Origin of the sequence: Streptomyces sp. NBC_01334 (assembly GCF_035983595.1) — a bacterium.
GTDB classification, from domain to species: domain Bacteria; phylum Actinomycetota; class Actinomycetes; order Streptomycetales; family Streptomycetaceae; genus Streptomyces; species Streptomyces coriariae.
The window spans coordinates 4,190,469-4,212,174 of record NZ_CP130718.1 but is presented as its reverse complement, the minus strand read 5'-3'; the positions used below and the strand labels follow the sequence as shown (position 1 = coordinate 4,212,174).

General features: G+C 70.4%; 17 protein-coding genes, 1 tRNA gene and 1 riboswitch. Of the genes, 15 read left to right on the top strand and 3 right to left on the bottom strand.

Features of this window, described 5'->3' with window-relative positions; translation table 11 throughout:
• Positions 1–76 precede the first annotated feature (76 nt).
• The 11 genes from OG736_RS18735 to OG736_RS18685 all read left to right on the top strand — a co-directional run bounded on the left by OG736_RS18735 (position 77) and on the right by OG736_RS18685 (position 14,606).
• On the top strand, positions 77–1,072 hold the full coding sequence (locus OG736_RS18735) for a nucleoside triphosphate pyrophosphohydrolase (protein ID WP_327183465.1): 996 nt from the start codon (positions 77–79) through the stop codon (positions 1,070–1,072).
• Between the two features lie 43 nt (positions 1,073–1,115).
• The gene (locus tag OG736_RS18730) at positions 1,116–3,587 is read left to right on the top strand and encodes a tetratricopeptide repeat protein (protein ID WP_327183464.1); all 2,472 of its coding nucleotides are present in this window, start codon (positions 1,116–1,118) and stop codon (positions 3,585–3,587) included.
• Entirely contained in the window at positions 3,584–4,879 is a 1,296-nt protein-coding gene (locus OG736_RS18725) for a cytochrome P450 family protein (protein ID WP_327183463.1), read from the top strand. Before OG736_RS18730 ends, OG736_RS18725 begins: the two co-directional genes overlap by 4 nt.
• A gap of 206 nt (positions 4,880–5,085) precedes the next feature.
• Complete coding sequence (locus OG736_RS18720; protein WP_327183462.1) at positions 5,086–6,090, top strand: transglycosylase family protein; 1,005 nt, start codon at positions 5,086–5,088, stop codon at positions 6,088–6,090.
• Positions 6,091–6,295: 205 nt separating this feature from the next.
• Positions 6,296–6,482, top strand: a riboswitch (cyclic di-AMP (ydaO/yuaA leader).
• A gap of 3 nt (positions 6,483–6,485) precedes the next feature.
• Complete coding sequence (locus OG736_RS18715) at positions 6,486–7,202, top strand: transglycosylase family protein (protein WP_327183461.1); 717 nt, start codon at positions 6,486–6,488, stop codon at positions 7,200–7,202.
• A gap of 393 nt (positions 7,203–7,595) precedes the next feature.
• Entirely contained in the window at positions 7,596–8,882 is a 1,287-nt protein-coding gene (gene eno / locus OG736_RS18710; RefSeq protein WP_054244161.1) for a phosphopyruvate hydratase, read from the top strand.
• 159 nt (positions 8,883–9,041) lie between these two features.
• Positions 9,042–9,518, top strand: coding sequence for an FtsB family cell division protein (locus OG736_RS18705; RefSeq protein ID WP_327183460.1), 477 nt, complete (start codon positions 9,042–9,044; stop codon positions 9,516–9,518).
• An 87-nt stretch (positions 9,519–9,605) separates the two neighbouring features.
• Positions 9,606–10,151, top strand: coding sequence for a DUF501 domain-containing protein (locus tag OG736_RS18700; RefSeq protein WP_327183459.1), 546 nt, complete (start codon positions 9,606–9,608; stop codon positions 10,149–10,151).
• Complete coding sequence (locus OG736_RS18695; protein ID WP_327183457.1) at positions 10,148–11,089, top strand: Ppx/GppA phosphatase family protein; 942 nt, start codon at positions 10,148–10,150, stop codon at positions 11,087–11,089. The genes OG736_RS18700 and OG736_RS18695 overlap by 4 nt, the downstream gene beginning before the upstream one ends.
• Before the next feature lie 453 nt (positions 11,090–11,542).
• A complete protein-coding gene (locus OG736_RS18690) occupies positions 11,543–12,937 on the top strand; it encodes an NAD(P)/FAD-dependent oxidoreductase (RefSeq protein ID WP_142264676.1) in 1,395 nt (464 codons plus the stop codon).
• Positions 12,938–13,316: 379 nt separating this feature from the next.
• Positions 13,317–14,606 carry a class I SAM-dependent methyltransferase gene (locus OG736_RS18685; RefSeq protein WP_327183456.1) on the top strand — a complete coding sequence of 430 codons (1,290 nt, stop codon included), beginning with the start codon at positions 13,317–13,319 and terminating at the stop codon, positions 14,604–14,606.
• A gap of 62 nt (positions 14,607–14,668) precedes the next feature.
• Here the strand turns inward: OG736_RS18685 and OG736_RS18680 are convergent, their stop codons facing one another.
• Together OG736_RS18680 and OG736_RS18675 are read right to left on the bottom strand one after the other, a co-directional pair.
• Entirely contained in the window at positions 14,669–17,197 is a 2,529-nt protein-coding gene (locus tag OG736_RS18680; RefSeq protein ID WP_327183455.1) for an ABC transporter permease, read from the bottom strand.
• 50 nt (positions 17,198–17,247) lie between these two features.
• The gene (locus OG736_RS18675) at positions 17,248–18,018 is read right to left on the bottom strand and encodes an ABC transporter ATP-binding protein (protein ID WP_327183454.1); all 771 of its coding nucleotides are present in this window, start codon (positions 18,016–18,018) and stop codon (positions 17,248–17,250) included.
• Between the two features lie 391 nt (positions 18,019–18,409).
• Between OG736_RS18675 and OG736_RS18670 the strand changes: the two genes are divergently transcribed.
• From OG736_RS18670 to OG736_RS18660, 3 genes are all read left to right on the top strand, one after another.
• A tRNA-Leu gene (locus OG736_RS18670) sits at positions 18,410–18,493 on the top strand.
• Between the two features lie 183 nt (positions 18,494–18,676).
• Entirely contained in the window at positions 18,677–19,852 is a 1,176-nt protein-coding gene (locus tag OG736_RS18665) for a 4-hydroxybenzoate 3-monooxygenase (RefSeq protein WP_327183453.1), read from the top strand.
• Positions 19,853–20,085: 233 nt separating this feature from the next.
• The gene (locus OG736_RS18660) at positions 20,086–20,979 is read left to right on the top strand and encodes a Bax inhibitor-1/YccA family protein (protein ID WP_327183452.1); all 894 of its coding nucleotides are present in this window, start codon (positions 20,086–20,088) and stop codon (positions 20,977–20,979) included.
• An 82-nt stretch (positions 20,980–21,061) separates the two neighbouring features.
• Here the strand turns inward: OG736_RS18660 and OG736_RS18655 are convergent, their stop codons facing one another.
• Positions 21,062–21,289: a DUF4287 domain-containing protein gene (locus OG736_RS18655; RefSeq protein ID WP_020128488.1), complete on the bottom strand. Its 228-nt coding sequence runs from the start codon at positions 21,287–21,289 to the stop codon at positions 21,062–21,064.
• A 134-nt stretch (positions 21,290–21,423) separates the two neighbouring features.
• Here OG736_RS18655 and OG736_RS18650 point away from each other — a divergent pair, with 134 nt between their 5' ends.
• Positions 21,424–21,705: a hypothetical protein gene (locus tag OG736_RS18650; RefSeq protein ID WP_327187642.1), complete on the top strand. Its 282-nt coding sequence runs from the start codon at positions 21,424–21,426 to the stop codon at positions 21,703–21,705.
• Position 21,706: the final 1 nt, after the last annotated feature.

Below are 21,706 nucleotides of genomic sequence, written 5' to 3'. Positions count from 1 at the left end.
TGTGACCGTATGACCGGTCGGCCCTTCCTGTGGATAACTCGCGGGGCCGCTGACGGGCGTGGGTTACGTTCGGGGTGTGAACGCCATCAGCTCCGACGCTGCCCACACCACGGCCGACGCCCCCGGCCGCGTCGTCCTGCTCACCACCAGCCATCGCGTCGCCCCCGGCCTGCTGTCCTGGCCCGCCTGGCAGGCCCTGCGCACGGCGGACCGGGTGCTGTGCGCGGACGGCGCGCATCCGCAGCTGCCCTATCTGCGGGACGCGGGCATCACCGTCGAGGAGACCTCCCCGACCGCCGAGGAACTGCTCTCCGCCTGCGCCGACGGCCGCACGGTCGTGGTCGTGGCCACCGGCGAGGGCGAACCGGCCCTCACCGACGGCCTGGCCCGCCTGGCCGGCTCCGGCCGCGTGTCCATGCCCGACCTGGAACTGCTCCCCGCCTCCTACGACCTCCCCGGCGCCCGGCTCCTCGACCTCGTCCAGGTCATGGACCGGATCCGCGCCGAATGCCCGTGGTCCTCCCAGCAGACCCACAAGGGCCTGGCGAAGTACGCGGTCGAGGAGTCGTACGAACTGGTCGAGGCGATCGAGGACGGCGACCACGACGAACTCCGCGAGGAGCTGGGCGACGTCCTGCTCCAGGTCGTCTTCCACGCCCGCATCGCCGAGGAGGACGAGGAGTCCCCGTTCTCCGTCGACGACGTCGCGGGCACGATCGTCGCCAAGCTCATCCACCGCCACCCCCATGTCTTCGGCGACGCCACGGCCACCACCCCGGAGGAAGTGAAGGAGCACTGGCTGCGCACGAAGGCGGCGGAGAAGCGGCGGGAGTCGGTGACGGACGGCGTCCCCCTCCACCAGCCCGGCCTGGCCCTCGCGGCGAAATTGGTGTCCCGGGCCCGCACCGCACGGCTGGAGGTGCCGCTGCCGACGGCCGAGGGCATCGGCTACGAACTGCTGGCCCTGGCGGCACGAGCCGAATCGGAGGGCGTCGACCCGGAGGCGGCCCTGCGCGCGGCGGCCCGGGCGTACCGGGACGCGATCCGGGGTGTCGAGGGGGTCGATGGTTAGTACGGTGAGCTCCTGATCCGGTTCGTGGGGTGCGGGGGCTTGTATGGAACGGGAGTCGGAGGAGCTGGCGGTCTGGGCCGCGGAGGTGCTCAACAGGGGGCTGCTGTCGGAGAACCGGGAGGAGATCCGGCGGGCGTTCGTCGAGTGGTTCGTGCGACACGGGGGAGCCGGGTCGGTTCCGGCGCAGATCACCTCTCCGTTCGACGGCTCAGACGGCTCAGACGGCTCAGAGGAGACACTCGTCGAGGTCGAGGGCCGGCACTTCGAGGCCTGGCTCCTGTCCGGAAAGGGAGGAGCGCTCACCGATCTGTTCGAGCTGATCGACCGCTTCGAGCAGACTCCATGGCTGCCTGAGCCCACTCCCCAGCGCGCCGATCCCACTGCCCGGTCCTCCGAGCGGGTCCCGCAGGTGTCCGAGCCTGCCGCCCAGCTCTCCGGGCACCCTGCCCGATCCTCCGAGCGGACTCCTCAGCTCTCCGAGCGGACTCCTCAGCTCTCCGGGCCCGCTGCCCCGCTTTCCGGGCCCGCTGCCCTGGCCTCCTCCGGTGACGCCGTCGGCTACTACGGCGGCAACTACCACGGTCCCGTCGTGGGTGTTCTGAACCAGCACACCTATGCCACGCCGCCCGGCGTCTTCGTGGTGCCCGACCCCGCCGGCTGGCCCACGGTGGAGGGCGCCGACCTGGTGACCCTGGGCGTTCGGCCCGCCGGGCGGCGCGCGACGGGCCCGGGGCTGCCGCCGTACGTGCCCCGTGACCTCGACGAGACGCTGCGGGGCTGGACCACGCAGGACAGGCTGCTGGTGATCACGGGCGGCCCGCTCACCGGCAAGTCGAGGACGGCCTGGGCGGCCGTGGTCCGCGAGACCGAGCCAGGTACCCGGGTGTACGCGCCGGCCCCCGGCACGGACCTGCGCGGACTGCCCGCCCTGCTGCGCGGCCGGGACGGCGCGTACGTGCTCTGGCTGGACGAGCTGGAGGGCCACCTCGGCGAGCACGGCCTGACGGTGGGCCTGCTGGCCGAGCTGAGGACGCTCGGGGTCCCGGTGGTGGCCACCATGGGCGACGACGCCTACGACACGCATCGCTTCGGAGGCGGACCCGCGTCCCGGCTGATGACGCTGGCCCGGTCGGAGCGGGTGAGTTCGGGGTGGAGCGAGCAGGAGGTCGAGCGGCTGACCGGCCTGCGCGACGACCGGCTCGGCGAGGCCCTCGACCGGCGCGGCGCCACCGGCGTCACCCAGTACCTGGCCATCGGCGCGGAACTCCGGGCGCAGTGGCAGCGGGCCGGGCGCTCCAACAGCCGCCATCCGTACGGGTACCTGCTGATCCGGGCCGCGACGGATCTCGCCCGCTGCGGCGTCACCGGGGACATCCCCCGTCGGCTGCTGGAGGAGACGTGCCGGAGCTACGGGGCGGGTCGGTCGGCGGGGCGTCCGGATGCGGAGTCGTTCCAGGAAGCAGTCGACTGGGCCGTCCAGCCGCTGCACGGGGTCACCGGGATGCTGGTACCGGGAGCGCCGCTCCGGGTGGGGGAGAGCGAGGAGACCTGGCGGCCGTACGGCTCGCTGGTGGCCGACATGGAGCAGGAGGCCGCGAGGGCGGTCCCGGAAGCCGTCTGGCGCTGTGCGCTGGAGGGGACGAAATACGACGCCGGGGTGCACCTGAACGTCCGTGCGACCGCCGACATCCTCTTCTCGGCCAGGGCGCGGGACGGTGACGCCGGGGCGATGCACATGTTGAGCCTGCTCTCCGAGAACGAGGCGACGGCGCTGGACTGGCTGCGCAAGGCCGTGGACGCGGGGAAGAAGGAGCTGGCGGGGCAGGTGGGCGAGCGGCTCCTCGGGCAGGGGGAGGCGGAGGAGGCGCTGCCTTATCTGCGGGTGGCGGCCGAGGCGAAGCCCGATGGTCCACAGGCGCGGCTGGTCGGGGAGGCGCACCTGGCGCTGGCCGAGCAGTGGCTGCGCAAGGCGGTGGCCGACGCCGACATGGCGGCGACGCACCGGCTGGGTGACCTGCTGCTGGGGCGCGGCGACCTCAGCGAGGCGATGGACCACTACATAGGTGCCGAGATGCAGGGATACACCCCGGTGGCGCGCAGCGCGGCCGTGTCCTTCCTGCTGAGTCACGAGGAAGAGGCCGCCGAGGTACTGCTGGCCCGCGCCGCCGCCGACGGCGACGAGGGGGCCGCAGAGTTGCTGGCCGACATCCGCAAGCCGCGGCAGAGCCTGGACGACGCCGCGGGCTACTTCGCAGGCGACGGCAGGCTGGACGCCACGCACCAGGCCGTCGTGGCGGAGAAGATGGGGCTCCCGGAAGAGGCCCGCCAGGGGTACGAGCAGGGTCACGCCCGGGGCGACGCCTACGCCGCCTACCGGCTCGCCCTGCTCCTCGAGAAGCAGGACAACCCGGCCGAAGCCACCCTCTGGTACCGCAAGGCCGCCGACATGGGGCACCCCGCCGCGCGGAAGGCCCTCGCGGAGCGCAGCGAGGACACCGCTACGGTCAGGGAGTGACCGAGCAGCCCGACACAGACAACCCGGACCGCACCGCTCCCGAACTCTTCACCTGGGAGTTCGCGACCGACCCCTACCCCGCCTACGCCTGGCTGCGCGAGCACGCGCCCGTGCACCGCACCGTTCTTCCCAGCGGTGTCGAGGCCTGGCTGGTCACCCGGTACGCCGACGCGAAACAGGCCCTCGCCGACCAGCGGCTCTCCAAGAACCCGGCGCACCACGACGAACCGGCGCACGCCAAGGGCAGGACCGGCATCCCCGGTGAGCGCAAGGCCGAGCTGATGACGCATCTGCTCAACATCGACCCGCCGGACCACACCCGGCTGCGACGGCTCGTCAGCAAGGCCTTCACCCCGCGCCGGGTCGCCGAGTTCGCACCCCGGGTCCAGGAGTTGACGGATCAGCTCATCGACCGGTTCGCCGCCGAGGGGAAGGCCGACCTCATCCACGACTTCGCCTTCCCTCTCCCCATCTACGCGATCTGCGACCTCCTGGGCGTCCCGCGTGAGGACCAGGACGACTTCCGCGACTGGGCGGGGATGATGATCCGGCACGGCGGGGGTCCGCGGGGCGGTGTCGCGCGGTCGGTGAAGAAGATGCGCGGCTATCTGTTGGAGCTCATCCACCGCAAGCGCGCGGAGCTTCCCGCCGACCCGGCTCCCGGCGAGGACCTCCTCTCGGGTCTGATCCGCGCCTCGGACCACGGCGAGCACCTCACCGAGAACGAGGCCGCCGCCATGGCCTTCATCCTGCTGTTCGCGGGCTTCGAGACGACCGTCAATCTCATCGGCAACGGCACCTACGCCCTCCTCACCCACCCCGAGCAGCGCGCACGCCTCCAGCGGTCCCTCACCGAGGACGACGGCGACCGCGGCCTCCTCGAAACGGGCGTCGAGGAACTCCTGCGCTACGACGGCCCCGTGGAACTCGCCACCTGGCGGTTCGCGACCGAGCCGCTGAGCATCGGCGGCCAGGACATCGCGCCGGGCGATCCCGTGCTCGTGGTGCTGGCAGCCGCCGACCGTGACCCGGCGCGCTTCTCGGACCCCGACACCCTCGACCTGTCCCGCCGTGACAACCAGCACCTCGGCTACGGCCACGGCATCCACTACTGCCTGGGAGCCCCGCTGGCCCGGCTGGAGGGGCAGACCGCCCTGGCCACCCTGCTCACCCGGCTGCCCGATCTCCGACCGGCCGTGGATCCAACCGAGTTGAGGTGGCGCGGCGGGCTCATCATGCGCGGACTGCGGACTTTGCCGGTCGAGTTCACTCCGGTGCATTCCGGTTCATAAGTGATCCATACCTGACCGGATGTCAGCCGGAGTGTGACCGCTCGGCGGAGTGAAGGTGACCAACACTCAAGTCTGTGATCTTCACGTGATCTGCGCGGCATTAACTTGTGACAAGTGATCGTCTGCCGATACGTTCTCTCGTCAGCGCGACGACATCGGTTCCACCCGCCGCGCCGGTCAGTGCTGTCCAGAGAAAGGCCCCTCGCATGCTCTCCGGGAACGGTCGTCACCGTCGCCCCCGCCAGGCCCCGGCACTCCTTGTCGCGGCCGGAGTGACGGGCTCCGCCATCGCCATCCCGCTGCTCGCCGCCTCCGGCGCGAGCGCTGCGGACGGCACGGTGTGGGACAAGGTGGCGCAGTGCGAGACCGGCGGCTCGTGGAGCGCCGACGAGGGGGGCGGCGAGTACGGCGGCCTGAGCCTCACCCAGAAGGACTGGGAGGCGCACGGCGGCCTCGACTACGCGACCAGCCCCGACCAGGCCAGTCGCAGCCAGCAGATCGCCGTCGCGCAGAAGGTGCTCGCGGCCGAGGGGATCGGCGCGTGGGGCACCTGCGGGCTGACCTCCGGGCTCACCCAGGAGAACGGCGCGCTGAACGTGGACACCGGCGTGGCGGACGACTCGTCCGACTCGTCCGACTCATCTGGGTCTTCCGGATTGTCCGACCTGTCCAGGGGGTTGTCCGGATCCTCGGGCTCCACGGCCGACGACGACTCCTCGACCGGATCGTCCGACTCGTCCGCTGATTCCGCCGGTTCGCCTTCGGCGTCCGCTTACTCCCCTTCGTCCTCTTCCGCCGCCACGGGCGAATCCGGCACGTCCGGCGGCCGGAGCGACGGCTCGACGGGCGACGGCTCGCCCACGGCGACCCCGGGTGCGGACGACTCGGACAAATACGTCCAGGACGAAGGTTCTTGGAGCCTCGTCGACACCGGCTCCCTCGGCTCGGGCAAGCACCGCGGCGCCACCGCCGACGAGGCCGCGACCAAGAGCGCGACCGACGCCGGCGTGGACGGCACCGCCGCCGCCTCCGCGGGCCGGCATGCAGCGGCCACCTATGTCGTCCAGGAGGGCGACTCTCTCGCGTCCATCGCCGACTCCCTTGGTCTCGACGGTGGATGGCGTGCCCTCTACGACGAGAACAGGGACCTCATCGGCGTCGACCCGAGCAACATCGCCGCCGGTCAGACTCTCGACACAGGGGTGGAATAGGGCGCAAAGCCCAAGAAAAGCAGCGGGAGTTCGCGTCACACTTCGCGCCGAATGTCCGTTTTGGTGAAAGTGTGGGATGAGTCTCAGAAGCCCTGATCGTCTTTGAAATTCCGCCGATCGCGTGTCTACGGTCGAGGCCGCTCGGCAACCCGAGCCCCGGCCGTCGCAACGCCGAATCCTGCCAGCGACGACCCGGGAACAGTCGTCGCGTCAAGCGCCGTAGGCAGGAGCGGGGGACCCAAGGTAAGTGCCGCGCCGGTCGGTTGACCGGAACGGCTCGGGGTGAAGCCACACCTCCCACGGAGCAGCGCTCCGACGGGCGAGGAAGTGGCCGGGCAACTCACACGGCCCGAACCCGACAGCTCACCTCGCAGGCGTCGGTGAGGGGATCCACCATGCTGTTTTCCGGTAAGGGCAAGCACCGCCGTCCCTCCAAGGCGACCCGCGTCGCCACGCTCGCCGGCGTCACCGGCGTCGCCATCGCCGCTCCGCTGATGGCGGCCGGCAACGCCTCCGCCGCCACCGCCTCCGAGTGGGACGCGGTCGCCCAGTGCGAGGCCGGTGGCAACTGGTCCATCAACACCGGCAACGGCTACTACGGCGGTCTCCAGTTCTCGGCGTCCACCTGGGCCGCGTACGGCGGCACCGCCTACGCCTCCACCGCCGACCAGGCCTCCAAGTCCCAGCAGATAGCCATCGGCGAGAAGGTCCTCGCCGGTCAGGGCAAGGGTGCCTGGCCGGTCTGCGGCACCGGCCTGTCCGGCGCCGCCTACAACGGCTCGAGCGCCGACTCCTCGAGCTCCGGCTCGTCCAGCTCCTCCGGCTCCGCCGGCTCGTCGAGCAGCGGCAGCACCGGCAGCCGCTCGACCGAGGAGCAGAGCGCCTCCCGCTCGACCGACCGCCCGGCCGCCTCCAAGACGGTCACCACCCCGACCGGCAAGAAGGTCAAGAAGGGTGACGGCGAGTACAAGGTCGTCAAGGGCGACACCCTCAGCACCATCGCCGAGAAGCACAAGGTCAAGGGCGGCTGGGCGAAGCTGTTCGAGCTGAACAAGGACATCGTCGTCGACGCCGACCTGATCTACCCGGGCCAGCAGCTGCACCTGAAGTGACACTGCGCCTGAAATGACCCTGCGCCCAGGGCGTCGCTTCGCGTGAAGTGACACCTGGCCCCCAGAGAAGCCACAGCGCCCTCATATCCGAGGTCGGCACACTGAAGACCTCGTGAGGGTCACCCCCCGTCCCCACGGGCTCCCCGCTCCGGTGCGTGTTCCCCCGTACGCACCGGAGCGGGGTTTCTCTTTGCCCGTTCGTCACTTCCTGTCGGCTTTTCTCGGCCACCCCCTTTGTTCCGGGCGGAAACAATAGGTACCGTCTGTCTGTCCACGGGACGGTCGGTCGGCTGCCGACGGTCCCGGGGCGGTTAGGCTCTAGTCGCAAGGCTCAGCAAGGGCTCGTCAAGACCCCTGGGCCCCGCACAACCAGCGTCACATCCCAAGAAGGAGATGCTCGTGCCGTCCATCGACGTCGTCGTAGCCCGGGAAATCCTGGACTCCCGAGGCAACCCCACGGTCGAGGTCGAGGTCGGCCTCGACGACGGCAGCACGGGTCGTGCCGCCGTTCCGTCCGGCGCCTCCACCGGTGCCTTCGAGGCCATCGAGCTCCGCGACGGTGACCCCAACCGCTACCTCGGCAAGGGTGTCGAGAAGGCCGTCCTCGCCGTCATCGAGCAGATCGGCCCGGAGCTCGTCGGCTACGACGCCACCGAGCAGCGCCTGATCGACCAGGCCATGTTCGACCTGGACGCCACCGACAACAAGGGCTCGCTCGGCGCCAACGCCATCCTCGGCGTCTCGCTCGCCGTCGCGCACGCCGCCTCCGAGGCCAGCGACCTGCCGCTGTTCCGCTACCTGGGCGGCCCCAACGCGCACCTGCTGCCGGTGCCGATGATGAACATCCTGAACGGCGGCTCGCACGCCGACTCCAACGTGGACATCCAGGAGTTCATGATCGCCCCGATCGGCGCGGAGTCCTTCTCCGAGGCCCTGCGCTGGGGTGCCGAGGTCTACCACACCCTCAAGAAGGTGCTGAAGACCAAGGGCCTGTCCACCGGCCTCGGCGACGAGGGCGGCTTCGCCCCGAACCTGGAGTCCAACCGCGCCGCGCTCGACCTCATCATCGAGGCCATCAAGCAGGCCGGTTACGTCCCCGGCGAGCAGATCGCGCTCGCTCTCGACGTCGCCGCGTCCGAGTTCTACAAGGACGGCAAGTACGAGTTCGAGGGCAAGTCCCGCTCGGCCGCCGAGATGACCGAGTACTACGAGGAGCTCGTCTCCGCGTACCCGCTCGTCTCCATCGAGGACCCGCTGTACGAGGACGACTGGGCCGGCTGGAAGGTCATCACCGACAAGCTGGGCGACAAGGTCCAGATCGTCGGCGACGACCTCTTCGTCACGAACCCCGAGCGTCTGGCCCGCGGCATCGAGGAGGGCTCCGCCAACGCCCTGCTCGTCAAGGTCAACCAGATCGGTTCGCTGACCGAGACCCTGGACGCCGTCGAGATGGCCCAGCGCAACGGCTTCAAGTGCATGATGTCCCACCGCTCCGGCGAGACCGAGGACGTCACCATCGCCGACCTCGCGGTCGCGGTGAACTGCGGTCAGATCAAGACCGGCGCCCCGGCCCGCTCGGACCGCGTCGCCAAGTACAACCAGCTGCTGCGCATCGAGGAGATCCTCGACGACGCCGCGGTGTACGCCGGCCGCAGCGCGTTCCCGCGCTTCAAGGGCTGAACCTTCCCGCACGTCCGCTCCGCGGACCTCGGGCACAGCAAGGACTGACGCCGCCGACCCCAACCGGGGCAAGGCTCCGCCAGTCGTACGTACGTCCCCGTACCGGTCCCGTACCGTGTGCGGGGACGTACGCACGTGTGAGACGGGAGGCGGGAAGCAGTGGCCGTGAAGGACCGGGACCGTTTCTCCACCGCGACCAGGATCAAGCTGCTCGGCGAGCAGACCGCGGCCCGGGTCTACCGTTCCCAGACCAAGCGCCAGGCCCGCCGCTCCCGGCTCACCGGCCGTGCCGCGCTTCTCGCGCTCGTCCTGTGCACGCTGATCGTGGCCCTGGCCTACCCGATGCGCCAGTACGTCTCCCAGCGCGCCGAGATCGCCGATCTGGAGCGCGAGAAGCGGCAGGCCGGCGAACGCGTCGAGCAGCTGCGCGACCTCAAGGCGCGCTGGCAGGACGACGCCTACGCCGAGCAGCAGATCCGCCAGCGGCTGCACTACGTGCTGCCGGGGGAGACCGGGTTCGTCGTGATCGACCCGGACGCGGCCAGGCAGTCCCGCGCCGACCTCGGGGCGACCGACCGCCCCTGGTACTCGAACGTCTGGGACGGCGTCGACAAGTCCGACGCCTCCGACCAGTGAACCGACCGTCGGCCAGGACCCGCAGCCAGAACCGGTACCCAGAGCCGGTGGCCGGAGCCGGTGGCCAGAACCGATAGAAAGACAGGCATGGAAACGCCCCCGCCGACCACCCCGCGCACCGAGCCCACCGACGCGGACGTCGAGGCCTTCAAGCAGCAGCTCGGACGGCCGCCGCGCGGTCTGCGCGCGATCGCGCACCGCTGCCCGTGCGGTGAGCCGGACGTCGTGGAGACGGCCCCCCGCCTGCCCGACGGCACGCCCTTCCCGACGCTGTACTACCTGACGTGCCCGAAGGCCAACTCGGCCATCGGCACGCTCGAGGCGAACGGCGTGATGAAGGAGATGACGGAGCGGCTCCAGGCCGACCCGGAGCTGGCCGCCTCCTACCGTGCCGCGCACGAGGACTACATCCGGCGCCGCGACGAGATCGAGGAGCTGAAGAACTTCCCGAGCGCGGGCGGCATGCCGGACCGGGTGAAGTGCCTGCACGTGCTCGTCGCGCACTCCCTGGCGGCCGGCCCGGGCGTGAACCCCCTCGGCGACGAGGCCCTGGAGATGCTCCCGCAGTGGTGGCGCAAGGGCACGTGCGTGGTGCCGGTCGAGCGGGACGACGCGAAGGCGGCCGGCCGGTGACCCGGGTCGCCGCCGTCGACTGCGGTACGAACTCGATCCGCCTCCTCGTCGCCGACGCCGACCCGGAGACCGGCGAGCTGGTCGATCTGGACCGCCGGATGACGATCGTCCGCCTGGGCCAGGGCGTCGACCGCACCGGACGGCTCGCTCCCGAGGCGCTGGAGCGGACCTTCGCGGCCTGCCGGGAGTACGCGGCCGCCGTCAAGGAGTACGGCGCGCAGCGGCTGCGCTTCGTCGCCACCTCCGCCTCCCGGGACGCGGAGAACCGGGACGAGTTCGTGCGCGGGGTGCTGGACATCCTCGGCGTCGAGCCCGAGGTCATCACCGGCGACCAGGAGGCCGAGTTCTCCTTCACCGGCGCCACGAAGGAACTCGAGGGGCGCGCCGACCTGGCCAAGCCCTTCCTGGTGGTGGACATCGGCGGCGGCTCGACCGAGTTCGTGGTCGGCGACGACCGGGTGCGTGCCGCGCGCTCCGTCGACGTGGGCTGCGTACGGATGACGGAACGGCACCTGGTCGTGGACGGGAAGGTCACCGACCCGCCCACCGCCGGGCAGATCGCCGCGATGCGCGCCGACATCGAGGCCGCCCTCGACCTCGCCGAGCGGACGGTCCCGCTGCGCGAGGCGCACACCCTGGTCGGCCTGGCCGGCTCGGTGACGACGGTCGCGGCGATCGCCCTGGGACTGGACGCGTACGACTCCACGAAGATCCACCATGCGCGGATCGGTCTCGACCGGGTCAGGAGCATCAGCGACGACCTTCTCCGGGCCACCCACGAACAGCGCGCGGCGCATCCGGCGATGCACCCGGGCCGGGTGGACGTGATCGCGGCGGGCGCGCTCGTCCTGCTGGCGATCATGGAGCGGATCGGCGCGCAGGAGGTCGTCGTGAGCGAGCACGACATCCTCGACGGCATCGCCTGGTCGATCGCGTGACTCCGGCGGACCCGCTACCTGCACTCTGCTGAGCAGGCAGGATGCGCGTATGAGCAGACCCGAGGGGCCCTTCGTGGCCCCTCGGACGCGTTCCGGGGGCACCCCCTCGGGAAAGTTCGTGAAGTTCTTCACAAGGAATTCGGCCCTGTCGGAGGACAGAGGCGTCTCCGTTGACCCTTCCGGGGGCCCAACACCTCTGTGAACGTGTTCAAAAGAGGCGCGCGCGGACGTATCGCGGAGGTCCGGGGAGGGTGTCTCCGGCGGCCCTCACGGAGCCCTTCCGAGCCCGGAGAGGCAGCTCACGCGGCATTGACAACGCCATGCCCTACACGCTGGTTCCCGCTCCGCGCCATGACGTGGATCACGCGGGTCGCGGAGGATAGCACACACCCCCGGGAAGCTTGTGAAGGGGCGCACGAGCGACCCCCCTCGAGCGGGTGGATACTCGATGGCATGAGCACCACGGAGCGTCCCAGGATCCTCGTAGTAGGCGGTGGGTACGTAGGCCTGTACGCAGCTCGGCGCATCATGAAGAAGATGCGCTACGGCGAGGCGACCGTCACGGTCGTCGACCCCCGGTCGTACATGACCTACCAGCCCTTCCTCCCCGAAACCGCCGCCGGCAACATCTCCCCGCGCCACGTCGTCGTCCCGCTGCGACGCGTGCTGCCCAAGGCGGAGGTCCTCACCGGCCGGGTCACCACCATCGACCAGGACCGCAAGGTCGCCACGATCGCGCCGCTGGTCGGCGAGGCGTACGAGCTGCCCTTCGACTACCTGGTGATCGCGCTCGGCGCGGTCTCCCGCACCTTCCCGATCCCCGGCCTCGCCGAACAGGGCATCGGTATGAAGGGTGTCGAGGAGGCCATCGGCCTGCGCAACCACGTCCTCGAGCAGCTCGACAAGGCCGACTCCACGACCGACGAGGAGATCCGCCGCAAGGCGCTCACCTTCGTCTTCATCGGCGGCGGCTTCGCCGGTGCGGAGACCATCGGTGAGGTCGAGGACCTGGCCCGGGACGCGGCCAAGTACTACAAGACGGTGTCCCGCGAGGACATGCGCTTCATCCTCGTCGACGCCGCCGACAAGATCCTTCCCGAGGTCGGCCCCAAGCTGGGCCAGTACGGCAAGGAGCACCTCGAGGGCCGCGGTGTGGAGATCTACCTCTCCACCTCCATGGACTCCTGCGTCGACGGCCACGTGGTGCTGAAGAACGGCCTCGAGGTCGACTCCAACACCATCGTGTGGACGGCCGGCGTCAAGCCCAACCCGGTGCTCGCCCGTTACGGCCTGCCGCTGGGGCCCCGCGGTCACGTCGACACCGCCCCGACCCTCCAGGTCCAGGGCACCGACTACATCTGGGCCGCCGGCGACAACGCCCAGGTCCCGGACGTCGCCGCCCGCAAGGCCGGCGTCGAGAACGCCTGGTGCCCGCCGAACGCGCAGCACGCGCTGCGGCAGGCCAAGGTCCTCGGCGACAACGTGATCTCCGGTATGCGGGGCTTCCCGCAGAAGGAGTACTCGCACTCCAACAAGGGTGCGGTGGCGGGCCTCGGCCTCCACAAGGGCGTCGCGATGATCGTCATGGGCAAGATGAAGATCAAGGTCAAGGGCCGTCTCGCCTGGTACATGCACCGCGGCTACCACGGTATGGCGATGCCGACGTGGAACCGTAAGATCCGTGTCTTCGCCGACTGGACGCTCGGCATGTTCCTCAAGCGCGAGGTCGTGGCGCTGGGTGCGCTGGAGTCCCCGCGCGAGGAGTTCTACGAGGCCGCGAAGCCGGCGCCGGTCGCCGCGAAGCCGGCCGCCGAGAAGACCGAGAACGAGAAGGCCAAGGCCTCCTGACCTCCGGTCACCCGACCTCTGGTCACCTGACCCCCGGTCATCTGGCCTCTGGTCACCCGACCCTCGGTCACCTGACTTCCGGTCGTCTGACCTTCGGTCACCCGACCTCCGGCCCCCGGGCCGCCGGTCACTGAAACACCCCCGAAGGGGCCGTCCGCCATCCGTGGTGCGGGCGGCCCCTTCGGCGTCCGCCGAGCCTGATCGGGGGTCCGCGCCGGGCCTTCGCGCCGGCGCCCCCGAACCGAGCGCCGTCGGCGACGCGTGCCCTGTGCATGTATTTTGCCGAGCCGTGACGGCCGCGCGGGACTGGACGGCGCGCTCTTCCGTGTTTACGTGGTGTCAGGACATTGCGGGATCACCCGTCACGGAGGTGTGCATCATGGCTGACGTCGCGCCGCGGCTCCATGCCCTCGTCGAGCAGTTGCTGGGAGCCCCTTTCCCGGTGCGCGTCCGCGCCTGGGACGGTTCGCAGGCGGGCCCGCCTGACGCGCCGACCCTGGTGGTACGCAATCGCCGGGCCCTGCGCCGGCTCCTCTTCAAGCCCGGCGAACTCGGCCTCGCCCGCGCCTGGGTGGCCGGCGACCTGGCCGTCGAGGGGGACCTGTACACCGCTCTCGATCTGATCTCCGGCCTGATCTGGCAGCGCGGCGAGGACGCTCGCACGCTCGGCCGGGCGCTGCGCGACCCGGACTTCCGTTCGGCGGTGCGCGGCCTGCTGAAACTCGCCGGACCGCCGCTGCCGCCCGCCCCGCCGCGTGAAGAGGTCCGCCGGACCGGACACCTCCACACCCGCCGCACCGACCGACGCGCCATCAGCCACCACTACGACGTCGGCAACGACTTCTACGAACTCGTCCTCGGACCGTCCATGGTCTACTCGTGCGCCTACTGGGAGTCCGGGGACAGCACCCTCGAACTCGCCCAGCGCGACAAGCTCGAACTCGTCTGCCGCAAGCTGGACCTGAGAGCGGGGTCGCGGCTGCTGGACGTCGGCTGCGGCTGGGGCTCCCTCGCCATCCACGCGGCCCGCGAGCACGGCGCGACCGTCGTCGGGATCACCCTCTCCCAGGAGCAGGCGGCGTTCGCCCGCAAGCGCGTCGCCGACGCCGGGCTCACCGACAAGGTCGAGATCCGCGTCCAGGACTACCGGGACGTCGCCGACGGGCCGTTCGACGCGGTCTCCTCCATCGGCATGGCGGAACACGTCGGCTCCGAGAAGTACCTGGAGTACGCGCACGTCCTGTTCGCGCTGCTCCGGCCCGGCGGCCGGCTGCTCAACCACCAGATCGCCCGCCGTCCGCAGCGCGACGAGTCGGCGTACGGCGTGGACTCCTTCATCGACGCGTACGTCTTCCCGGACGGCGAACTCGCCCCCGTCGGCACCACGGTCGGCCAGCTCGAACGCGCGGGCTTCGAGGTCCGTGACGTCGAGTCGATCCGCGAGCACTACGCCCTCACCCTGCGCCGCTGGGTCGCCCGGCTGGAGGCCGGCTGGGACCGGGCCGTCCGCCTCACCAGCCCCGGTCGCGCCCGGGTCTGGCGGCTCTACATGGCCGCCTCCGCCGTCGCCTTCGAACGCAACCAGATCGGCGTCAACCAGGTCCTGGCCGTCCGGACCCCCGGGTCGGGCGACTCCGGGATGCCGCTGCGCGCCCGCACCTGGAACTGACGGCCGCCCGACGCACGAGGGGCCCCGTCGCATCGCGCGACGGGGCCCCGACCGGGCCTGGCCTACTCGGACTTGATCGCGGCCAGCATGTTCAGGCGCGACGCCCGCCGGGCCGGCCACAGCGCGGCGAGGATGCCCACGCCGGCGGCCAGTGACAGGAAGACGGCCATCCGGGCCCACGGCACGACCAGTTCGTACGTCGGCATGCGGGTGCCGAGCAGCTCACCGGCGGCCCAGCCGAAGAACACGCCCAGGCCGATGCCGAGCACCCCGCCGAAGAGCGAGATCACCAGGGACTCCAGCCGGACCATCCGCTTGACCGAGCGCCGGTCCAGGCCGATGGCCCGCAGCATGCCGATCTCCTGGGACCGCTCGAAGACCGACATCGCGAGGGTGTTGATGACGCCGAGGACCGCGACGATCACGGCCATCGCGAGCAGCCCGTAGAGCATGTTCAGCATCAGCGTGAACATCTTCGCGACCTCGTCGGAGAGGTCCTGCTTGCTCTGGACCTTGATGGCCGGGTTGGCGCCGAGGGCCTTCTCCAGCCGGTCCTTCGTGGCGTCCGAGGTGCCGCCGGACGTCTTGACCATGACCCGCATGTCGGCCGGGTCCGTCAGGTGCGGGGTGAGGGCTGCGTTGTCCAGCAGGATGCCCTCGATCAGCTCGTTGCCCTCGTAGACCCCGGAGACCGTCAGCTGCTGCTTCTTGCCGTCCTCGTAGTTCACCGTGAAGGACGAGCCGGCCTTCCAGCCGTGGGACTCGGCGGTGGCGTCGTCGACGACGACCTGCCCGCCGCCCACCTTGAAGGAGCCGTCCTCGACCTTGAGGTCGGTCAGCCCGCCGATGGTGGAGCCGGTGACGCCGGTGAGGTACTCGGTCGTGCCGTCGATCCGGCCGGGCGCGTTGCGCATCGGGCTGGTGGCGGTGACCCCGTCGGTGGCCTTGAGCTTCTCGTCGATGTCGGCCGAGAGTTCGTTGCCGTTCGCCATGGACACGACGTAGTCGGCCCGGATCGCGGAGGACGCCATCTTGTCGATGGACTTCTGCAGGCTGCCCGCCATCACCGTCATACCGGTGATCAGGGTCAGACCGATCATCAGCGCGGAGGCCGTGGCCGCCGTACGGCGCGGGTTGCGCACCGAGTTCTGCCGGGCCAGCTTGCCGGACACCCCGAAGATCCGCAGGACGGGCGCGGCGGCCGCGATCAGCGGACGGGACAGCAGCGGGGTCAGGATGAAGACGCCGATGATGAGCAGGACCGCGCCGAGACCCATGGGGGCCTGGCCGTCCGAGCCGCTCATCGTCGTCGCGGCCAGGACCACGGCGACGCCCGCCGCCGAGAACAGCGCGCCCAGGGTGTTGCGCAGCACCAGCGACTTGGTGCTCGCGGTGGCGTGCACACTGCTCATCGCGGCGACCGGCGGGATCTTCGCGGCCCGGCGGCCGGGCAGCCAGGCCGCCAGCATGGTGATGACGACGCCGACGACGAGGGCGGCGGCGACCGTGCCGCCCGAGACGACGAGCGGTCCGTCGGGGACGGTCGCCCCCAGCGTCCCCAGCAGCGAGCGCAGCCCGGCCCCGATGCCTATGCCGGCGACGAGACCGGTCACCCCGGCGACCGTGCCGACGACGAACGCCTCGATCAGCACCGACCGCGTGACCTGCCGGCGGGAGGCGCCGACGGCCCGCATCAGGGCGAGTTCCTTGGTGCGCTGGGCGACCAGCATGGTGAAGGTGTTGGCGATGATGAAGGTGCCGACGAACAGCGCGATCCCGGCGAAGACCAGCAGTCCCTGCTTCATCCCGCTCATCGAGGCGGCGATCATCTCCGCCTGGTCGTCGGCGAGTTGCTTTCCGGTGACGGTCTCGACCCTGTCCTTCGGCAGGGCGCTGTCCAGTGCGGACTTCAGTGCGCTCTGCGAGGTCCCGGCGGCGGCCCGGACGTCGATCTCGTCGTAGGCGCCGGTCTTGCCGAAGAGCGTCTGCGCGGTCGCCGTGTCGAACAGGGCGAGGCTGCCGCCGGCCGCGACGTTGCCGTCGTCGGTGGTGAAGATGCCGGTGATCTTCGGGCTGAGGACGGGGCCGTCGACGGAGATCCGCACGGTGTCGCCGACCTTGTACCCGGCCCGCTCGGCCGTCCGGGAGTCGATGACGACCTCGTCGGCGCCGCTCGGCGCGTGCCCGGTGGCGAGCGGGTACCGGGCGTCCTTGTCACCCCAGTAGTTGCCGCCCTGCGACTGGAAGCCGCCGCCGACGAGCTTGCCGTCCTTGTCGGCGATGGCGGTGAAGCCGTTGACGACGCCGATGGCGGACGCGGCGCCCGGCACCTTCGCGCTCTGCTCCAGCAGCGCCTGGGTCAGCTCGGGCGTCTTGACGATGCGGTCGCCGACGTCGTCCTGGACCTCGGCGGTGACGGCGACGTCGACCTGGTCGAAGCCCTTGGCGGAGCTCTTCTGGAGGGCGCCGGAAAGGGTGTTGGTGAAGACCAGGGTCCCCGACACGAAGGCCACGCCGAGCATCACGGCGAGCACGGTCATCAGGAGCCGGGCCTTGTGCGCGAGTACGTTGCGCAAGGCGGTACGGAACATGGGTTCTTCTCAGTCCTGCTCGTCGACGAGCGGTCGGTCCCGGTGGGGGATCAGCTGGTGCGGCCCTTGGCGTCGAACTGCTTCATCCGGTCGAGCACCGAGTCGGCCGTCGGGCCGTACACCTCGTCGACGATCCGCCCGTCCGCCAGGAAGATCACCCGGTCCGCGTAGGCCGCCGCCACCGGGTCGTGGGTCACCATGACCACCGTCTGCCCCAGCTCCCGCACCGAGTTGCGCAGGAAGCCCAGCACCTCGGCGCCCGAACGCGAGTCGAGGTTTCCGGTCGGCTCGTCACCGAAGATGATGTCGGGCCGGGAGGCGAGGGCACGGGCGACGGCGACCCGCTGCTGCTGACCGCCGGAGAGCTGCGAGGGTCGGTGGCCCAGCCGGTCGGCGAGCCCCACCATCCCGATGACCTTTTCCAGCCACTCCTTGTCCGGCTTACGCCCCGCGATGTCCATCGGAAGCGTGATGTTCTCGATCGCCGTCAGCGTCGGCAGCAGGTTGAACGCCTGGAAGATGAACCCGATCTTGTCCCGGCGCAACTTGGTGAGCTGCTTGTCCTTCAGCGCGCCGAGCTCGGTGTCACCGATGCGCACCGAGCCGGAGGAGAAGCTGTCGAGGCCCGCCACGCAGTGCATCAGCGTGGACTTGCCGGAGCCGGACGGCCCCATGATCGCGGTGAACTCGGCCTGCCGGAAGTCGACCGAGACCCGGTCCAGAGCGACCACCTGGGTCTCGCCCTGTCCGTAGATCTTCGACAGGTCCGTGGCGCGTGCGGCCACGGCGGTGGTCCGTTCGGCGAGGGGGCTGGTGGTCACGGGCGTGGCTCCTGACGGGACGACGGCAAGTCTGGGGGACATGAACCATCGTCCCGGCCGCCGACGGCCGTGTAGTCACCCGCTGTTCCGGTTCCGAGGGCAGACTCGGGTCGGACGGTGGACCGCCGTGTCATACCTGGGGATGACGCCCGTCCCTGAGGGCCAGCTCGTCAAGAACCGGTGGAGCAACCTCGTTCGGACGGTGAAATTCCGTCATTCCGCGTACGCAAGCGGTTGCCGCGCGCGAGGCTACTGGCAAGTGCGGATGGCCAGTTCCAGGTGCTGATGCACCCTCAGACGTCAATAAAATAAGACAACATCGGTCCGCTGTTCCGCTGTTCGAGGGACGGATCCCGATAGGGTCGGAAGCTCCAACGGAGCTGTCAGGCCTGCCCAGATGGTGGAATGCAGACACGGCGAGCTTAAACCTCGCTGCCCCTTCGCGGGCGTGCCGGTTCAAGTCCGGCTCTGGGCACTTCCGACGTCTCGGCGATCGCTGCATCCTCCATCGAGGCATTGACCGCCGCGGCGGTCGGCCCCCTCCTTCCCCATGCGTCTCGGCGTCTCGACCGTTGACACCCGGTGAACAGGAGCGCAGACTCACGTCCCAATACAGTGAAGAAAACTTCACTGTGCGAACAGTGAAGGGAAACGCCCGATGCGCACCACCGTCGGCATCGTCGGCGCCGGCCCCGCCGGCCTCCTCCTCGCCCGTCTGCTGCACAACGCCGGCATCGACTCCGTCGTGCTGGAGAGCCGCGACCGGGCCTACGTCGAGCAGCGCCAGCGCGCCGGGATCCTGGAGCAGGGCACGGTGGACGTGCTGCGCGCGGCCGGCGCCGGAGAGCGCATGGACCGCGTGGGGCTGCGCCACGACGGCATAGAGCTGCGGTTCGCCAGGCGGCGTCACCGCGTCGACTTCCCCGCCCTCACCGGCGGCCGGTCGGTGATGGTCTACGCGCAGACCGAGGTCTGCAAGGACCTCATCGCGCTCCAGCTCGAGGACGGCGGCCCGCTGCTGTTCGAGACGGAGGCGCTGGCCGTCGAGGACGCCGAAACCGACCACCCGCGGATCCGCTTCCGCCACGAGGGCGTCGAGGACGTCCTCGAGTGCGACTGGGTCGTGGGCTGCGACGGCTTCTGGGGCGTCGCCCGGCAGGCGATCCCGGCCGCATCGACCCGTGTCTTCGAGCGGACGTACCCCTTCGGCTGGCTCGGCATCCTCGCCGACGTGCCGCCCTCGCACGACGAGCTCGTCTACGCCCGCCACGACCGCGGCTTCGCGCTGCTGTCCATGCGCTCCCCGTCCGTCTCCCGCCTCTACCTCCAGGTGCCCGAGGGCACGGACGCGCAGGCGTGGGGGGACGAGCAGATCTGGGACGAGCTGGAGCGCCGCTTCGAGACCGACGACGACTGGAAACTGGAGCGCGGGGCGATCACCCAGAAGTCGGTCACCCCCATGCGCTCCTACGTGCACGAGCCCATGCGGCACGGCAGGCTCTTCCTCGCCGGGGACGCGGCCCACATCGTGCCGCCGACCGGGGCGAAGGGGCTGAACCTCGCCGTCGGGGACGTCGTCACCTTCGCGCGGGCGCTGACGCACCGCAGGGAGACCGGGTCCACCACTCTCCTGGACGCCTACTCCGAGACCTGTCTGCGGCGCGTGTGGCAGGCCGAGCGGTTCTCGTACGACATGACCACCCTCCTGCACCGCGCTCCCGACGCCACCCCCTTCGAGGACCGTCTCCAGCTGGCCCGGCTGGAGCGGGTCGCCTCCTCCCGCGCCGCCGAGACCGACCTGGCCGAGGCGTACACCGGGTTCCCGTTCGGGTGAACGGACGGCGGATCCCGTCGAGGGCCCGTCCGGGCCCCTCCGGTCTCCGCGCGGTACCGGCCATGTCGCGGCTTGGTCATGAATACGGCCCTCCTGTGCCGGGAATCACGACGCCACGTAGCGTGTTGGCCAGCAGGAAGAGGGAAAGATCCTCCCCAAGCACTAGGGTCAATCCTTTGCCTACCCATTACCCTTGAGCTCAAGGCCGCGCAGTGTGGCCACGGAGGAGTGCAATGAGGAGCAGAAACCCGGTCTTCTCGCGACGGGGGTTCAGCCGCGACAACGGCTACGCGGGCTTCAACGCCGCGCCGCAGGCCGGGGGACCCGCAGTCGGCACGCAGCAGGGCAACCCCTACGCCCAGCAGGCCGGCAACCCGTACGCGCAGAACCCTTACGCCCAGCAGGACCTCTCGTACGGCGCCCCGCCGCAGGCCCCGGCCGCCACCGGCCGGATGACCATGGACGACGTCGTCGCGCGCACCGCGACCACGCTCGGCACCGTGGTCGTCACCGCGGTGCTGTCCTGGGTGCTGCTGCCCGTCGACGAGGCCAACCTCGGCAAGTCGTACGGCATCGCCATCGGCGCCGGTCTGGTCGCCATGGTGCTGGCCCTGATCCAGTCGTTCAAGCGCCGCGCGGCCCCCGCGCTGATCCTGTCGTACGCCGCCCTCGAGGGCGTCTTCCTCGGCGTGATCTCCAGCGCGGTCTCCACGTACATCGCGGACGGCGTCGTCGCCCAGGCGGTGATGGGCACGATGGCAGTCTTCGCCGGTGTGCTCGTGGCGTACAAGGCGGGCTGGATCCGCGTCAACCGACGCTTCTACGGCTTCGTGATGGCCGCCGCGCTCGGCTTCGTCCTGCTGATGGCCGTGAACCTGCTGTTCACCGTCTTCGGCGGCGGTGACGGTCTCGGCTTCCGCAGCGGTCCGCTCGGCATCGTGTTCGGTGTCATCGGCATCCTGCTCGGCGCCTGCTTCCTCGCACTCGACTTCAAGCAGGTCGAGGACGGCATCGCGTACGGCGCCCCGCGCGAGGAGGCCTGGCTCGCCGCCTTCGGCCTCACGCTGACGCTGGTGTGGATCTACATGGAGTTCCTGCGACTCCTCTCGATCCTCAACAGCGACTGATCCACCCAGGCAGTGAGAAGGGCCCCGGGATCCGATCCCGGGGCCCTTCTCCGTGTCCACAGGGTGGTGTGTCGCGTGCGCGCTAGAGGAGTTTGCGCGCGGCCCTCCTCAGGTCGTACTCGTGGATGATCGCCTTGGCGTGGCCGTACGCGAGGTTGTGCTCGGCGCGCAGCCAGCTGACCTTCTCCTCGAAGCGGAGAGCGGGGCCTTCGTCGACGGTGCGCAGCCAGTCGGCGACCTCACGACCGGTGCAATGGGGGATGCGGGCCAGTATGTTGCGGTGGGTCTCCTCGGAGAGGACATGGGACATCGGCGCCTCCGGTAGCAAAGGGGATGTAAGCCGGTCCTTCAGGTCACGGTGCCTGAGTGTTCGCCCGTTGGCAACAGTGCCGGTACGACGCGTAGTCTCGCGGCGTGGCTGATACGACGTCCCTCACCCGTGCGGTGGACCACTTCGCCGATCGTCTGCGCGCCGCTTCGCAGAGCCGGCTCCAGAGAGGCGCGGCCACGGAGGCGCTGGCGCTGGCCAGAGAGTTGGTCCGGCGCGCGCAGCTCATCGAGGAGCCCGGGGCGCTGCCGCGCGAGATGCCGGACGCCGGGATGTTCGCCGCCGCGGACCAGATCACCGTCGCGGCGCACGACTTGGCCCTCGTACTCACGGACGAGGGCCAGGTCGAGGAAGCTCTGGAGTTGGTGGCGCAGGCGCAGAAGCGGGCGGGCGTGTGAG

Bases quoted from the DNA above. Each gene is read 5' to 3' on its own strand.
- OG736_RS18730 (WP_327183464.1), top strand. From the start codon at position 1,116: ATGGAACGGGAGTCGGAGGAGCTGGCGGTCTGGGCCGCGGAGGTGCTC.
- OG736_RS18720 (WP_327183462.1), top strand. From the start codon at position 5,086: ATGCTCTCCGGGAACGGTCGTCACCGTCGCCCCCGCCAGGCCCCGGCA.
- OG736_RS18715 (WP_327183461.1), top strand. From the start codon at position 6,486: ATGCTGTTTTCCGGTAAGGGCAAGCACCGCCGTCCCTCCAAGGCGACC.
- eno (WP_054244161.1), top strand. From the start codon at position 7,596: ATGCTCGTGCCGTCCATCGACGTCGTCGTAGCCCGGGAAATCCTGGAC.
- OG736_RS18700 (WP_327183459.1), top strand. From the start codon at position 9,606: ATGGAAACGCCCCCGCCGACCACCCCGCGCACCGAGCCCACCGACGCG.
- OG736_RS18690 (WP_142264676.1), top strand. From the start codon at position 11,543: ATGAGCACCACGGAGCGTCCCAGGATCCTCGTAGTAGGCGGTGGGTAC.
- OG736_RS18685 (WP_327183456.1), top strand. From the start codon at position 13,317: ATGGCTGACGTCGCGCCGCGGCTCCATGCCCTCGTCGAGCAGTTGCTG.
- OG736_RS18680 (WP_327183455.1), bottom strand. From the start codon at position 17,197: ATGTTCCGTACCGCCTTGCGCAACGTACTCGCGCACAAGGCCCGGCTC.
- OG736_RS18665 (WP_327183453.1), top strand. From the start codon at position 18,677: ATGCGCACCACCGTCGGCATCGTCGGCGCCGGCCCCGCCGGCCTCCTC.
- OG736_RS18660 (WP_327183452.1), top strand. From the start codon at position 20,086: ATGAGGAGCAGAAACCCGGTCTTCTCGCGACGGGGGTTCAGCCGCGAC.
- OG736_RS18655 (WP_020128488.1), bottom strand. From the start codon at position 21,289: ATGTCCCATGTCCTCTCCGAGGAGACCCACCGCAACATACTGGCCCGC.